Genomic DNA, 13,166 nt, shown 5'->3' with positions numbered 1-13,166 from the left:
AGTGTCGCTCGTGCCATCCTAATTGCCGCCGCCGATCTGCTCAACAGGCTATGCGCTAGCGCCGCCGCCCGGCCGCCATCAGGCGTCCAATGAACCACAACGGCAGAACGATCACCGCTCCGGTCAGCATATAGGCGAAGGCGTCGCGGAAAACCCCGAACCCGTTGTCGAAGATCGAATTGATGAAGCCTTGAATAGAGCGGAAAATAGCGTCCGGGCTGATCCCGAAGATCGACATCAAAAAGCCCACGACCAAGCTCATCAGAATCAGTCGGACAACGACCCGTCCCGGCGTTCCGCCAAGAAACGATTCCAGCCAGCTCGCTCTTTGATTTGTCTCACGGTTGTCCATAGTGTCGGGCATCGGTCCATCGGGTCCATCGATTCTGCTCATGATGCCACATAGGCGCCGACAATGGCCAATTAAATAGCTGCCGATATCGTGACCGCACTTTCACCCATTGTTGCCGACTGGTTTGCCGCCAAGGGCTGGCAGGCACGCCCGCACCAATTGGCAGTGCTCGAAGCCGAACGAGCCGGCAATTCGGTGTTGCTAATCGCTCCGACGGGGGCGGGCAAGACGCTGGCTGGGTTCCTGCCCTCCATTGAGGATTTGATCGGCAGCCCCATGGAAGGGCTGCACACGCTCTACATTTCACCGCTCAAGGCGCTGGCCGTCGATGTGGCGCGCAATCTGGGCGATCCGGTGCGCGAAATGGGATTGAAGATCAAGGTCGAAACCCGGACCGGAGACACGCCCGCCTCGCGCCGTCAGCGCCAGCGCTTCGATCCACCACACATCCTGATGACGACGCCCGAACAACTGGCGCTGCTCTTAAGCCATCCCGACAGCGTCAGGCTGTTCGGAAGCCTGCGGCGTGTCGTGCTCGATGAATTGCACGCGCTCGTCACCTCCAAACGCGGCGACCTGCTCAGCCTTGGTGTCGCGCGACTGGCCAGATTGTCGCCCGATGTGAAGGTCACCGCGCTTTCGGCGACTGTCGCCCAGCCCGAAATCCTGCGAGATTGGATCGCTGCGCCTGTCGCGCCAAATCCGGCGGTGCTGCTTAATGCGCCCGGCGGCGCAGCGCCGCAGCTTTCGATCCTCGCCAGCGAGGAGAGACTGCCCTGGGCGGGCCATTCCGCCGCCTATGCGGTGCCCGACCTTTACGCAACGATCAAACAGCACGGCACGACACTGCTGTTCGTCAACACGCGATCGCAGGCCGAGATGCTGTTCCAGAACCTCTGGGCAATCAACGACGAGGCGCTGCCGATTGCGCTCCATCACGGTTCGCTCTCGGTCGAACAGCGCCGCAAGGTCGAAAGTGCCATGGTGTCTGGCGTGCTGCGCGCCGTCGTCTGTACCTCAACGCTCGATCTGGGCATCGACTGGGGCGACGTCGATCTGGTCGTGCAGGTCGGCGCGCCAAAGGGGGCGTCACGCATGCTCCAGAGGATCGGGCGCGCCAACCACCGGCTCGACGAACCGTCCAAAGCCATGTTCGTTCCCGCCAACCGGTTCGAAGTGCTCGAATGCGAGGCGGCGCTGGAGGCCGTGGCCGAGGGTGCGCAGGACAGCGAAACACCTCTGTCCGGCGGTCTGGACGTGCTCGCCCAGCACATTCTGGGGCGAGCCTGCGCCGACCCCCTTGATGAGGATGAAACTTTTGCCGAAATCATCTCGGCCTGGCCCTACAAGGACCTGACGCGAGAAAAATTTCACCGGGTTCTCGATTTCGTTTCGACCGGTGGATACGCGCTACGGGCCTATGAACGGTTTGCAAAGCTGCGCAAGACCGCCGACGGGCTCTGGCGGATTGCCAATCCACAGATCGCCCAACAGTACCGGCTTAATGTCGGCACCATTGTCGAGGAGCCAATGCTCAAGGTGCGGCTGGTGCGGGCCCGCGGTGTGCGCAAGGGCGCAACGACAGGGCCGATCGGGCGCGGGGGCAGGATGTTGGGAGAGATCGAGGAGTATTTCATCGATCAACTCGTGCGCGGTGACACCTTCATGTTCGGCGGCGAGATCGTTGCCTTCGAGGGGGTCGTGGAAACCGAGGCCTATGTGTCGCGCTCGTTTTCCGACAATCCGAAAATTCCCTCTTATATGGGCGGAAAATTTCCGCTCTCGACCTTTCTGGCCGACAAGGTGCGCAAGATCCTCGCCGATCCAGAGGGTTGGCGTGTCCTGCCCGATCAGGTGCGCGAGTGGCTGGACCTGCAAAATTACGCTTCGGTGCTGCCCGACAGCGACAGCCTTTTGGTGGAAACATTTCCGCGTGCCGACAAGCACTACATGGTCTGCTATCCCTTCGAGGGACGCCTGGCCCATCAGACATTGGGAATGTTGCTAACGCGAAGGCTCGAGCGGGCCCGAGCGCAGCCCTTGGGCTTCGTCGCTTCCGATTATGCGCTGGCCATCTGGTGCGCCGCCGACCTTGGAGCGTTGATCGCTTCGGATCGGCTTTCGCTCGATCAATTGTTCGATGAGGATATGCTGGGTGACGATCTGGAGGCCTGGCTCGATGAGTCGGCGCTGATGAAGCGAACCTTCCGAAATTGTGCTATCATTTCGGGGCTTATCGAGCGTCGGCATCCGGGCAAGGAAAAATCGGGGCGTCAGATCACCGTAAGCTCGGACATCATCTATGACGTGCTCTACCAGCACGAGCCCGATCATATTCTGATCGAAGCCACGCGGCGCGATGCTGCGCGGGGATTGCTCGATATCGAACGTCTCGGGCTCGCCCTGAGACGCATCAGGCGGCACATCAGGCACAAGCGGCTGGACCGAATCTCGCCTCTTGCGGTACCTGTACTGCTCGACATCGGCAAGGAGCCGATCTTTGGGGAAGCGCGCGAAGCGGTTCTGCGCGAGGCTGCAGAGGATTTGATCGCAGAGGCGATCGGCACAGATATTCCGACGAACCAGGGATAGCAATTGGCACAGGCTCAGCCCGTTGGCGGCACCGAGATGCAGGAAACGATCCGATTTGCGGGCGAAACCTTTCTCCCGCTACCCTCGGGTGCGCTCTACTGGCCGGACGCCGAAGCCCTGCTCGTTGCCGATCTTCATCTCGAAAAGCTGTCAAGCTATGCGCGCTCGGGCCAGTTGCTGCCGCCCTACGACACGTCGATGACGCTCAAACGGCTCGATCGCGATGTTGCGCTCACGCGTGCACGGCGCATCTTTGCGTTGGGTGATAGTTTCCATCGCGACGAGGGCACTACAACGCTCATGGTCCATGATCGCGAGCGACTGGCTGGCCTCGTTGCGCAGATTGATTGGGTTTGGATCGCCGGCAATCACGACCCCGCGCCCCATACGCTCGGCGGCACCTGCTGCGGCGAACTGGCTGTTTCGGGTTGTTTACTGCGTCATGAGCCGCAGGCGGGAGTTGCCGGTTTGATCGCCGGTCATCTCCACCCGGCGGCGCGGGTGTCGATGAATGGCAAGTCCTCGCGCCGGCCATGTTTTGTGTGGGATGAGAACCTTCTGATACTGCCCGCCTATGGAGCGTCCACAGGAAGTCTCAATGTGCTTTCGCCCGCCTTTGCCGGGTTGTTCGACCGCGCTTGCATTCAGGTGATGATGCTGGGCCGCGAGAGGCTTTACCCGATCAGCCGCCAGCGTCTGGTATCGGGTTGAGTTTCAGCGTCGAAACAGCACGCCGCCCAGCCAGCCGGTAACGAGCGCCAGCAGCACCGTGGCGATGCCATAGAGCAAAGGTTGGTTGACGGCGGCCTCGCCGATAAACCGCTCAAATCCCGACTTCTGGACAAAAAAGCGCTGCGCGCCCTGGGCAACCACCTGGCCGTTTTGCACCACCAGCGCCTGGGCAAGAAAAATGCCGTTGGGCACGTGGGCCGGAAGTATCACCCGGGTGGAAAAAAAGGTCGGGGACAAAAAGCTGATACCGCGCTCGTCCGTTCGGTACAAATTGGCCTCGCCCATCAGCCGCACCAACTCGTTTTCAAAAAGGGCTACATTCCCAGTCGTTTCCTCAAGCGCCAAGGCAGCCTGAGCTTGGACGGTGAGATTGCGCTCCGCAATGACTTCGGGATCGAGAATGGTTTCGAGCGGCCGGCTCGACAGCACGCGATAAAACGATGGCAGACCGGAAAACAGCGCATGGTCGGCATTGAGCATGATGCCGAACTGGCGCGATTTGCGCCGCACCACGCGTTCCTCGACCGGTCCACGAATAACGAAAACCACATCAAACGTTCCTTGCGGCGGCGTACCATCGAGACTGGGCTCGATGTTGCCGAACAGCGTTATGGTCTCGCCAGCGAAGTTGGAATGGATCGAAATGGTGGGATCGGAGGTGCCGAACACCAGACTTTGCGCACTCGCGCCGGTGAGCATGGCCAGGAGCGCGAAAAGCGCCAGCAGGATGCGGACCGCCGTCACAACCCTTCTCCAAATCCTAGGACCGATGTCGAGAACGGATCGGTCGGAGCAAGAAACAGCGAAAGTGCAAAGCGGATTGCAACCCCAAGCACGATAAGCGCCAGCAGGAACCGCAACTGATCGCCACGCAGATACTGTCCGGCCGATGCGCCGAATTGGGCGCCCGCAACACTGCCGACCATGAGGGAAAACGCCAGCAGAATATCCACGCTCTGGCTCTGATAAGCATGAAGGATGCAGGTCGCAGCCATGACCGCCAGCACGTGCAGGAGCGAGGTGCCGATCACGACCGACCCGGGGATGCGGAGCAGATAGACGAGCGCTGGCACGAGGATGAATCCCCCGCCAATCCCAAGCAGGGAGCCGACAATGCCGATCAGAAAGCCGATGCCGATGACCGGAATAATCGAAATATAGAGCTTGGAGCGCTTGAATCGGAAACGCAGCGGCAGCCCGTGAGCCCAGTTGTGCTGACCCGGCATGCGGCGTGGCGGCGGACCGGTTCGGCGTGAGCGAACAAGCGATCGAATGGCCTCGATCAGCATCAGCGAACCGATGGAGCCCAGAAAAATCAGATAGCCGAACGAAATGGCCAGATCGAGTTGGCCAAGCGAGCGCAGCAGATCAAATATCCACACGCCCACCCCGGCTCCAACCACACCGCCGGTCACCAGGAACATGGCCAGCGTGAGATCGATGCCACCGCGCCGCCAGTAGGACAGGGCGCCCGACGTAGAGGCTGCAACGACCTGCCCAGTGACTGAGGCGACGGCAACTGGAGCCGGAACGCCAGAAAAGATCAGCAAAGGGGTCAGAAGGAACCCACCGCCAACCCCGAACAGGCCGGACAGAAATCCGATTGCGCCCCCGATCCCCACAAGGAAGAAAAGGTTCACCGACATTTCCGCGATGGGCAAATAGATCAGCACGGCCGGGCCCAATCAGAGGCTGGTGTCAGATGGTGCCAGTCAAAGCACCCGTGCCGATAGTGTAACGACGTGAGCCTAAATAAAAGCTTAGGTTGCGCAGCCCTCGTCGTCCCCCAATCGTGGAGCGGTTAGACCGGCTGGCTGCCCAGAACGGCCAGAAGCCGCGGATTGACGACGCCGCTTTCGCTCATGCCTGCGGCACGCTCAAAGGCAGCAACGGCTTCGCTGGTCTTGGGGCCGGGGATACCATCGGGCGTTCCCACATCGTAACCGAGCTTGCCCAAAAGCATCTGCACGCGAAGCACCACATCCTGGTTGGTTATGGCTGGGCCGGGGTCAAACGCCTCGTCCCATGTGCCGATGGGGGCAAAATTGGCAGCGATGTCGATATCGACGGGGCTCCACGCCGCAACTGTATCGTCAAGCCGCTGGATGGCGTCGGATTCGAGCGAACGGGCCACATCATCGCGTGAATTGGCCGCATCCTCGTCGCCGGAGCGGGCCGCAAGCGAAAACCACACATAGGACTTCTCAAAATCCTGTTCGACACCTAGACCGCGCGCATAGAGCATGCCCAGATTGAACTGGCTGTCCGTCAGGCCCCGCCCGGCAGCTTCCTCGAACCAATGTGCCGCTGCTGCGAAATCCTGCTCTCCCAGCTCTCCGCTCGCATAGAGCGAGGCGAGATTGTGCATGGACATCCGGTTGCCAGCTTCCGCGGCGCGCTGATACCAAAGCCGGGCCAGTTCGAGGTCACGCTCGACTCCGCGTCCGCCTTCATAAAGGCTGCCCAGCCGGTATTGAGCGGGGGCAAAACCCTGGCTTGCCGAGCGCTCATACCAGGCCGCAGCCTGGCTGAAGTCCTGCTCGACGACCGTCCCCTCGGTGATAATGGCTCCCACTTCAAACTGGGCAAAGCGATCGCCCTCATCGGCGGCTTCGCGCAGCGCTGCCGGTTCGATCGAAGCGGGTGCGGTAATCGCCGGCAAAGAGGTGCCGTCCGACGACCCGGCATAGCTGCTTGCCGGCCCGACGGCGGCAGTTGTTACAGGATCGATGGTCGGCATTGCTGTCAATGCGTCCGAATCCACAGTCGCTGCCGTAAGACGCGGCTGTTGTTCGATGACGCGAACATTGGACGTGAGTTCGTTAGCAGCCGTGGTCTCGTCCTCGGCCGTAGCCTCAGCCTGCGCCGCTGCACGCATCAGGGCCAAATCCGGCTCGGCGGTGGTTGTGTCGGCTTGCGTCGCACTGACTTCTGCGACAGGATCCGCGTCTTCCACAGTTTCCGTCGGCTCCACGACCTGGGCGCTTTCGGCGCTCGGTTGGGCCGTGCGTGACGGCATGATTCGACCTATGATCAGCGGTGCGGCCAAGGCAATGACGGCAACAAGTGCAGTCCCGAGCAGCAAGGATCGTCGGTTGCGGGCAAAAAGGCCCGGCGCCTTCTCCTCGAAGCTTTCCCCTTCTTCGCCGTCGTGCCGCGCCTCGGCAACTGGCTCCGATCCGGCTTCCATTTGGGGATTGCGGGGGGGCTCGGGTCTGTCCGCTTCAGTATCGTCGCGCTGGAAACGGGCCAGAGCTCTCCCGATCAGCGATTTTGGTTCCCCGACATCGTCAGCCAGAGGCTGGCGGGCCGAGCGACGCGCGGCCTCAATGAAGCTGGCCCGCGTTGAACTGGAAACGCCGGGATTCAAGCTCGGCTGTGGGGCGGGCGCCGAAGGTTCAAAAGGACTTTCGCGTTCTGTAAGGCTCGATTTCGGCTTGGCCGGTCGGTCGATCGCCGCAGGGTCGATTGCAAAATTTGGCTCGGGCTCGGCGACGTTCTTGGTTTCGACCGGGCTATCTTCGATTTCGACCGCGCCCTGACCGAGAACGCGGCGCGCAGCGCCGGTGGCCGGATCGATCGGCATGGCGTCTTCAGGCTTACGGCGGGGTTGTGAAGGCGTTTTTGCCGGCTCGGCAGCAACCGGTTCAACCTCGGGATTTGCAGCAGGCTTGCTGTTGAGCATGGCCTCGAGCCGGGCAATGCGATTGTCGACCTGCGCGATTGAATTGCGCACGCCTGAAAGATTGCTCGCCTCGGCGGCATTCTCGGTGTTGCGCGCAAAAAGTGATGCCAGGCGCTCTTCGAGCGCGGCAAGATCGGCTTTTTCGATTCCGTCGGTTTCTGCCGAACCAGAGCCAGGCAATCCCTGGGCCCTGCTCGCTATCATGTCCGCAAGCGCCTCAAGATCGGGCCCTGTCGGCGCCTCCGACGTCTCCAGGTCGGCCAGTGCCTTGAGCTGGGCTCCGGTTTCATCGACCCGCTTGGCGATCTGGCGCAATTGGGCTTCAATGGTTTCGATAGCCGGCGCTGCGGTAGGCGTTGCGATCGCTTCCATGCGCTGTTCAAGCTGAGCAAAGCGCGGCTCGATCGTTTCGGCAATGACGTCGCGCAGCACGGCAACGCTTTCGGCCAGCATGGCCGCTTCATCGCGCGAGGGTGCTTCGATGGTCGAAATGCGCGCGCTTAAAGCGTCGATCTTGTCCAAGAGACTTGTGGGTTCGGCGGGCCTGCTGACCGCTTCGGTCAGTGCTGCCATGTCGCGGCTCAAACGCTCGATATCATCCGAGGGGCGCGATTGGCTTGCTTCAAGACTATCGATGCGATCGTAAATAGAGCGAACGCTCTGCTCGATCATGGCCATGGCTTGTGCCTGGCGATCATCGGCCAGCGCAGCCTGTTGGCTATCACGTTCGCTTGTCTGGAGCTGGTGACTCACAAGCTTTTCAATCGTGGTCGTGAGTTCTTCGATCCGCTGGGAGGTTATGTCCTCTCCTGACCGGCGATCAGACGCGATCATTTCGGCAAGATTGCCGATCTGGGCCTCGATGCGCTTGATCTGGCCGGTTTCCCCAACCGCGCCGGCCAGCATCTCTATGACTTCGCTGAGCTGATCGATCTGACCGGCGATGTTTGACTTTTCGCCCAGCGATTCAAGTCGCTGGCCGATCCGGTCTTCAAACCCCGCGATCTTTTCTCCGATCGCATCGAGTGAACTGGCAAAGTCGGCAAGCTCCGAGCGTTGCGAAGATACTGGCGCTGCGATTTCCGGCTTGGGGGATTGGGGCAGAGTGTCACCGGTCTGGCGGGCCCGAATCTGATTGATGGCGTCGACAACGCTTTCGCGCATCACAGGACGATCGTCCGGCGACCGGTCGGCAAGGCGGGTTACCGCTTGGCGCACACTTCGCAAGGCTTCGGAATGGCGATCGGGCTGGCGAGGTGCCGGGCGGACCGGCGCAGCGGGCTGAGGGGCGGCCTTGGTCGCATGACTGGTGGCCACCTGGTCTTCGACCTGGTCGAGCAGAGCCACGAGTTCGTTTCGCAGGCTCTCCCATTCGGCTCCGTTTGACCGGCGAAGGGCGGTTTGCGGCTCATCCCAGTCGTGATGTGGATTCGTTCGCGCCATAGTGCTTTCCGACAGGCTCCCGACGGCACGTCGACCGCACCGTTTCCGGCGATGGAATCGCCTACCCTGACTTTCGACAGTTTATGGTAAATATCGCGTTAACCACATTTGCATTCTGCATTGATCCAATTGCTATTTTTGAGCACGGATTGCGTCGGGTCTCGGTTCGTGGTGATGTTCGACTGATCCGCAAGCCGATCCAAGACAACACAGCAGCAAGACACAAGATGAGTGGACCAGCCCGCAAGGACCGCGCGACGCGCCAGAGCGAGGGGCCGGCAATCTATACGATTGCCGAACTCGCCGACGCGTTCTCGATTACGCATCGGACTCTGCGCTTTTATGAAGACAAGGGCATGTTGCGCCCCCGCCGGGTAGGCAACAAGCGCCTATATACCAACCGTGACCGCGTGCGGCTGCGCATCATCCTCGATGGCAAGCAGGTAGGGCTCACCTTGCGTGAGATACAGGAGTATCTCGACACCTACGATCTACGCGACGGCTCGTACGACCACCTGCGGCGTGCACTCGACAAAGTGCATCACCAGCGCCATCTGCTCCAGCAGAGGCGCTCAGCCATCGAAAAGTCGCTGGCTGAATTGGCACGCGTCGAACAAATCATCGAAGGGATGCTGGCCGAGCCCCAGGACCCCGACGGGCGCGGCGACATCATATGATCGCGGTGGCTGCAAGATAGAATCATCCTCTCGATTCCTGACGCCGAATGCCTGCAGATTGTGATGGAACAGCGCTCTCTGAGCAGTCTCGGGGACGCAATCGGCCCAAAACACGACAAATGCTTGATTCGTGGCGCGAACTTCGCATTATCTCCATTGTGTTTACTCTTGGGGTCTAGAAAACCTCCAGAACCATTCCTGCCCCGGCGAGGTCCCGCGCCCCAATGAGCCATCGTATCATCATCGTCGACGATCATCCCCTCTTTCGGGCCGCCTTGCGCCAGACGCTGGAGGGCCGGGATAGCGGCATGGCGTTCGAGGAGGCCGGAGATATCGAAGGCTTGAGTACGGCACTCGAAGCCAACCGCGATTGCGACCTCGTCCTGCTCGACCTCAATATGCCTGGCGTACGCGGCTTCTCGGGCCTTCTTCTCTTGCGGGCGCAATTTCCAGAAGTTCCCGTGATGATCGTTTCGGCGGTCGAAGACACCGCGGTGATCCGGCGGTGCTTCGACCTTGGCGCATCAGGGTTCCTGTCCAAGTCTGAAAGTGCGGCCCGCATTCGTGAGTCGATCGATACCATCCTGGCCGGCGGGCTGTGGGTTCCGGAAGGCGTCTCGCTGGACGGGCAGGATGAGCAGACTGAGGTGCTGGCCCGGCTCGCAACGCTGACCCCGCAACAGATTCGCGTCCTTATGATGCTTTCGGACGGGCTGATGAACAAGCAGATCGCTTACGAGCTTTCGATTTCGGAGGCTACCGTCAAGGCGCACGTCTCGGCGATCCTGCAAAAGCTCAACGTCGACAGCCGCACCCAGGCGGTCATTGCCGCGTCCAAGATCGAGCAGGGTCAGTTTGCCCAGCTCGTTGAGGATCAGCAGGTCTAGAGCCAGCCCTGTTTTCATCAAGAATGCGCGCTCCGAATAATCTCCGGAGCGCCCTCGGTTCGCCGGATGCTACTGAGGCAGTGCTTCTGGGGCATACTGGGCAGCGAACTCCGCGCTGGGCGGAATGGGCTTTATGACATCGACCATGACACCGTTCGGGTCGGTGACGATGAAATGGCGCTGGCCAAAATCCTCGTCCCGAATATCGAGAACGAGTGTCGCTCCTGCCGATTTAAGCCGCTCATACTGGGCGTCGACATCATCGACTTCGAAGTTGAGCAGCACGCCGCCGGTCTGCCCGCGATGGGCTTTGGGAATCGTATGATGGGCCTTGTCCAGCACGGCGAAGTTGATGGCCGGGTTGGCGTTCGATTGCAGGTGGACATACCAGTCGCTGTCAAAGAGCACCTGAAAATCGAAATTTTCAACGAAGAATGCGGCGGACGATGTCACGTTGTCCGTCATTATGACGGGATAAAAACTGGTCGGATTCATGGGTTCCCTTTCCTGCAAAGCAGACATACTGTCTGTATGTAAACGTGAAATAACATACAGGCTGAATGTATGCAAATGGAATCCGCCAGACGAAGTAACAAGGAAAGATCGGACGCCACCCGCGCCGCTCTGATCGCAGCGGGACGCGCATTGTTCACCGCGCGGCCCTATGGCGAAATCGGCACTCCCGAGATTGTTGCGAAAGCAGGCGTCACGCGCGGCGCACTTTATCACCACTTTGCCGATAAGCAGGCGCTGTTCGCTGCTGTTGTGGATGCCGAAGCGGCAGCGGTCGCTCGGGAGATCGAGCAGTCTTCCTCACAGGGCACCGCCCCCTACGTGGCTCTGCTGTCCGGGGGGCGTGCCTATCTCGATGCCATGGCCGTCCCTGGCCGTACCCGGCTGCTGTTGCTGGATGCGCCCGCAATTCTTGGGCATGCCGAGGCCGAGGCCATCGACATGTGTCACAGTGCGCGGACGCTGCAAGAGGGCTTAGGTATTGCCATGGCGGCCGGAGCAATACCCAAGCTGCCGCTTGATCCGCTCACCCAAGTCATATCATCGGCCTTCGACAGGGCGGCGTTGGCTATTGAGGCGGGAGGAAATCGTGCTGAATGGGAAACGATTCTCGAGGCGCTTTTGACCGGAATCGCCAGCAAGACTTAAAGCTGTTTGCTCATCTGGCTGAGCAGGGCGCGAAGCGCTGCCGGTTTGACCGGCTTGTTGAGCACCGGTGTGCCGCGCGTTTCGGCCAATTTCCGGACTGCGGGCGTCTGGTCGGCGGTAACCAGCACCGTGGGGAGATGCCCGCCGACGATCTGCTTGAGCCATTCGATCGCATCGAGCCCGGAGGTCTGGTCGAGATGGTAGTCCATCAAGACCAGATCAGGTACCCAGCCTTCGAGCATGCCCAATTGGGCAATTTCCTTCAGCGACGTCGCTGTGCGCACGTCACACCCCCAATTTTCCAGCAGACCCGACATGGCGTCGAGGATCGAGCGCTCATTGTCCACACAAAGGACATGCAGCCCTTCAAGTTGGGAGCTTTCCCGCACCGATGCCGAATTGACCGGCTCAGGTGCGCGTGCCGCCATGGCGATGAGCGGAACGGTAATGGAAAACCGTGAACCCTTGCCCACCGTGCTGTCGATTTCCATCGGATGGTCGAGCGCGGCAAGGATGCGCTGGACGATCGACAGGCCCAATCCCAATCCCGGCGCAATACGGGCACCTTGCTCGAGCCGTGAGAATTCCGTGAAGATCATCTGATGCTGATGACGGTCGATGCCGATGCCCGTGTCGATCACATCAAGTCGCACGTTGTCGCCGCGCCGGCGACACCCGACCAGAACGCGACCTCCCGGCCGCGTGTATTTGATGGCATTTGACACCAGATTCTGGATGACCCGGGCTAGAAGCATCCGATCCGAACGCACCGTGAATGACGCGCCGACGACCCGCAGATCGATATTCTTTTCGCTGGCGAGCGGCTGGAACTCGATCTCGATCTTTTTCAAGAGATCGAGAATATCGATGTTGGTCCGCGTGACCTTGAGTGCTCCGGAATCCATGCGTGAGATATCGAGCAGCGTGGACATGATGTCTTCAACTGCGTTGAGCGAAGCATCGATCGACGAGGCCAGTTCGGCCGTCGGCGTGCCGCGCGTGCGCTCAAAAAGCGTCGAGGTATAGAGCCGCGCAGCATTGAGTGGTTGCAGAAGATCGTGGCTGGCGGCGGCCAGAAACCGCGTTTTCTCGTGGTTGGCGGCGTCAGCCTTGGCGCGGGCTTTTTCCAGTTCCGCATTGAGCAGCGTGAGGGCGCGCGTGCGGTCGTTCACCCGCTCTTCAAGCGTATGGTTGACCTGCTCCAGCGCGGCCTCGGCGCGGGCACGGTCGGTGACATCGGAAAAGGAAATGAGCAGTCCGCCATCCGGGAGCCGCGCGGTGTGGATTTCGAGCTGATGGCCCGAAATGTTGGTACGCTGGGTAAGTGTGGTGGCTTCGGCGGTTATCAGTCGCCGCCTTTGATCAGCGACCACTTGTGGCGTTCCGGGACCAAGGTCGCCCCTCCGGGCCATAAACAGCAATATCTCGTCCAGCGGGGTGCCCGAAGCCATCAGCGACTGCGGCAGTCCCATGCCGACCCGATATTGCGTATTGGCTGTGGCCAAATGGAGCTCGGAATCGAACACGGCCAGGCCATAGGGAAGGTGATCGATGGCGCCGGTCAAACCGGCTTCGAATGCGACCTGCTCGGGAACTGTGCTGTCGGACATGCGGTGCTCCTAACCCCGCCCTGGGCT

11 protein-coding genes are annotated in these 13,166 nt (G+C 60.6%); 5 read left to right on the top strand and 6 right to left on the bottom strand.

Going from position 1 to position 13,166, the window contains the following annotated elements:
* Positions 1–55: 55 nt before the first annotated feature.
* The gene (locus OF122_RS16495) at positions 56–394 is read right to left on the bottom strand and encodes a DUF6460 domain-containing protein (RefSeq protein WP_264225272.1); all 339 of its coding nucleotides are present in this window, start codon (positions 392–394) and stop codon (positions 56–58) included.
* Positions 395–442: 48 nt separating this feature from the next.
* Here OF122_RS16495 and OF122_RS16490 point away from each other — a divergent pair, with 48 nt between their 5' ends.
* Together OF122_RS16490 and pdeM are read left to right on the top strand one after the other, a co-directional pair.
* Entirely contained in the window at positions 443–2,944 is a 2,502-nt protein-coding gene (locus OF122_RS16490) for a ligase-associated DNA damage response DEXH box helicase (protein WP_264225271.1), read from the top strand.
* Positions 2,945–2,947: 3 nt separating this feature from the next.
* The gene (pdeM, locus tag OF122_RS16485; protein WP_264225270.1) at positions 2,948–3,655 is read left to right on the top strand and encodes a ligase-associated DNA damage response endonuclease PdeM; all 708 of its coding nucleotides are present in this window, start codon (positions 2,948–2,950) and stop codon (positions 3,653–3,655) included.
* Positions 3,656–3,658: 3 nt separating this feature from the next.
* Here pdeM and OF122_RS16480 read toward each other — a convergent pair whose 3' ends face one another.
* From OF122_RS16480 to OF122_RS16470, 3 genes are all read right to left on the bottom strand, one after another.
* Complete coding sequence (locus tag OF122_RS16480) at positions 3,659–4,420, bottom strand: TIGR02186 family protein (protein WP_264225269.1); 762 nt, start codon at positions 4,418–4,420, stop codon at positions 3,659–3,661.
* The gene (locus OF122_RS16475) at positions 4,417–5,349 is read right to left on the bottom strand and encodes a sulfite exporter TauE/SafE family protein (protein WP_264225268.1); all 933 of its coding nucleotides are present in this window, start codon (positions 5,347–5,349) and stop codon (positions 4,417–4,419) included. The genes OF122_RS16480 and OF122_RS16475 overlap by 4 nt, the downstream gene beginning before the upstream one ends.
* A 128-nt stretch (positions 5,350–5,477) precedes the next feature.
* Positions 5,478–8,804, bottom strand: a complete 3,327-nt coding sequence (locus OF122_RS16470; RefSeq protein ID WP_264225267.1) for a peptidoglycan-binding protein — start codon at positions 8,802–8,804, stop codon at positions 5,478–5,480.
* A 227-nt stretch (positions 8,805–9,031) separates the two neighbouring features.
* Between OF122_RS16470 and OF122_RS16465 the strand changes: the two genes are divergently transcribed.
* Both OF122_RS16465 and OF122_RS16460 read left to right on the top strand, forming a co-directional pair.
* Entirely contained in the window at positions 9,032–9,481 is a 450-nt protein-coding gene (locus OF122_RS16465) for a MerR family transcriptional regulator (RefSeq protein ID WP_264225266.1), read from the top strand.
* A gap of 224 nt (positions 9,482–9,705) precedes the next feature.
* A complete protein-coding gene (locus tag OF122_RS16460; protein ID WP_264225265.1) occupies positions 9,706–10,368 on the top strand; it encodes a response regulator in 663 nt (220 codons plus the stop codon).
* A gap of 69 nt (positions 10,369–10,437) precedes the next feature.
* Here OF122_RS16460 and OF122_RS16455 read toward each other — a convergent pair whose 3' ends face one another.
* A complete protein-coding gene (locus tag OF122_RS16455; protein ID WP_264225264.1) occupies positions 10,438–10,863 on the bottom strand; it encodes a VOC family protein in 426 nt (141 codons plus the stop codon).
* Positions 10,864–10,932: 69 nt separating this feature from the next.
* Here OF122_RS16455 and OF122_RS16450 point away from each other — a divergent pair, with 69 nt between their 5' ends.
* Positions 10,933–11,529: a TetR/AcrR family transcriptional regulator gene (locus tag OF122_RS16450; RefSeq protein WP_264225263.1), complete on the top strand. Its 597-nt coding sequence runs from the start codon at positions 10,933–10,935 to the stop codon at positions 11,527–11,529.
* Here OF122_RS16450 and OF122_RS16445 read toward each other — a convergent pair.
* On the bottom strand, positions 11,526–13,139 hold the full coding sequence (locus OF122_RS16445) for an ATP-binding response regulator (protein ID WP_264225262.1): 1,614 nt from the start codon (positions 13,137–13,139) through the stop codon (positions 11,526–11,528). The two genes, OF122_RS16450 and OF122_RS16445, sit on opposite strands and share 4 nt — an antisense overlap.
* Between the last annotated feature and the right edge of the window lie 27 nt (positions 13,140–13,166).

The sequence above is a fragment of the Pelagibacterium flavum genome (genome assembly GCF_025854335.1).
Classification (GTDB): domain Bacteria; phylum Pseudomonadota; class Alphaproteobacteria; order Rhizobiales; family Devosiaceae; genus Pelagibacterium; species Pelagibacterium flavum.
Note: the sequence above shows the minus strand (reverse complement) of the source record. Positions and strands in the feature narration are given on the sequence as shown.

Coding starts and splice junctions, on each gene's coding strand:
- OF122_RS16450 (WP_264225263.1), top strand. CDS start 10,933: ATGCAAATGGAATCCGCCAGACGAAGTAACAAGGAAAGATCGGACGCC.
- OF122_RS16455 (WP_264225264.1), bottom strand. CDS start 10,863: ATGAATCCGACCAGTTTTTATCCCGTCATAATGACGGACAACGTGACA.
- OF122_RS16460 (WP_264225265.1), top strand. CDS start 9,706: ATGAGCCATCGTATCATCATCGTCGACGATCATCCCCTCTTTCGGGCC.
- OF122_RS16445 (WP_264225262.1), bottom strand. CDS start 13,139: ATGTCCGACAGCACAGTTCCCGAGCAGGTCGCATTCGAAGCCGGTTTG.
- OF122_RS16495 (WP_264225272.1), bottom strand. CDS start 394: ATGAGCAGAATCGATGGACCCGATGGACCGATGCCCGACACTATGGAC.
- OF122_RS16470 (WP_264225267.1), bottom strand. CDS start 8,804: ATGGCGCGAACGAATCCACATCACGACTGGGATGAGCCGCAAACCGCC.
- OF122_RS16465 (WP_264225266.1), top strand. CDS start 9,032: ATGAGTGGACCAGCCCGCAAGGACCGCGCGACGCGCCAGAGCGAGGGG.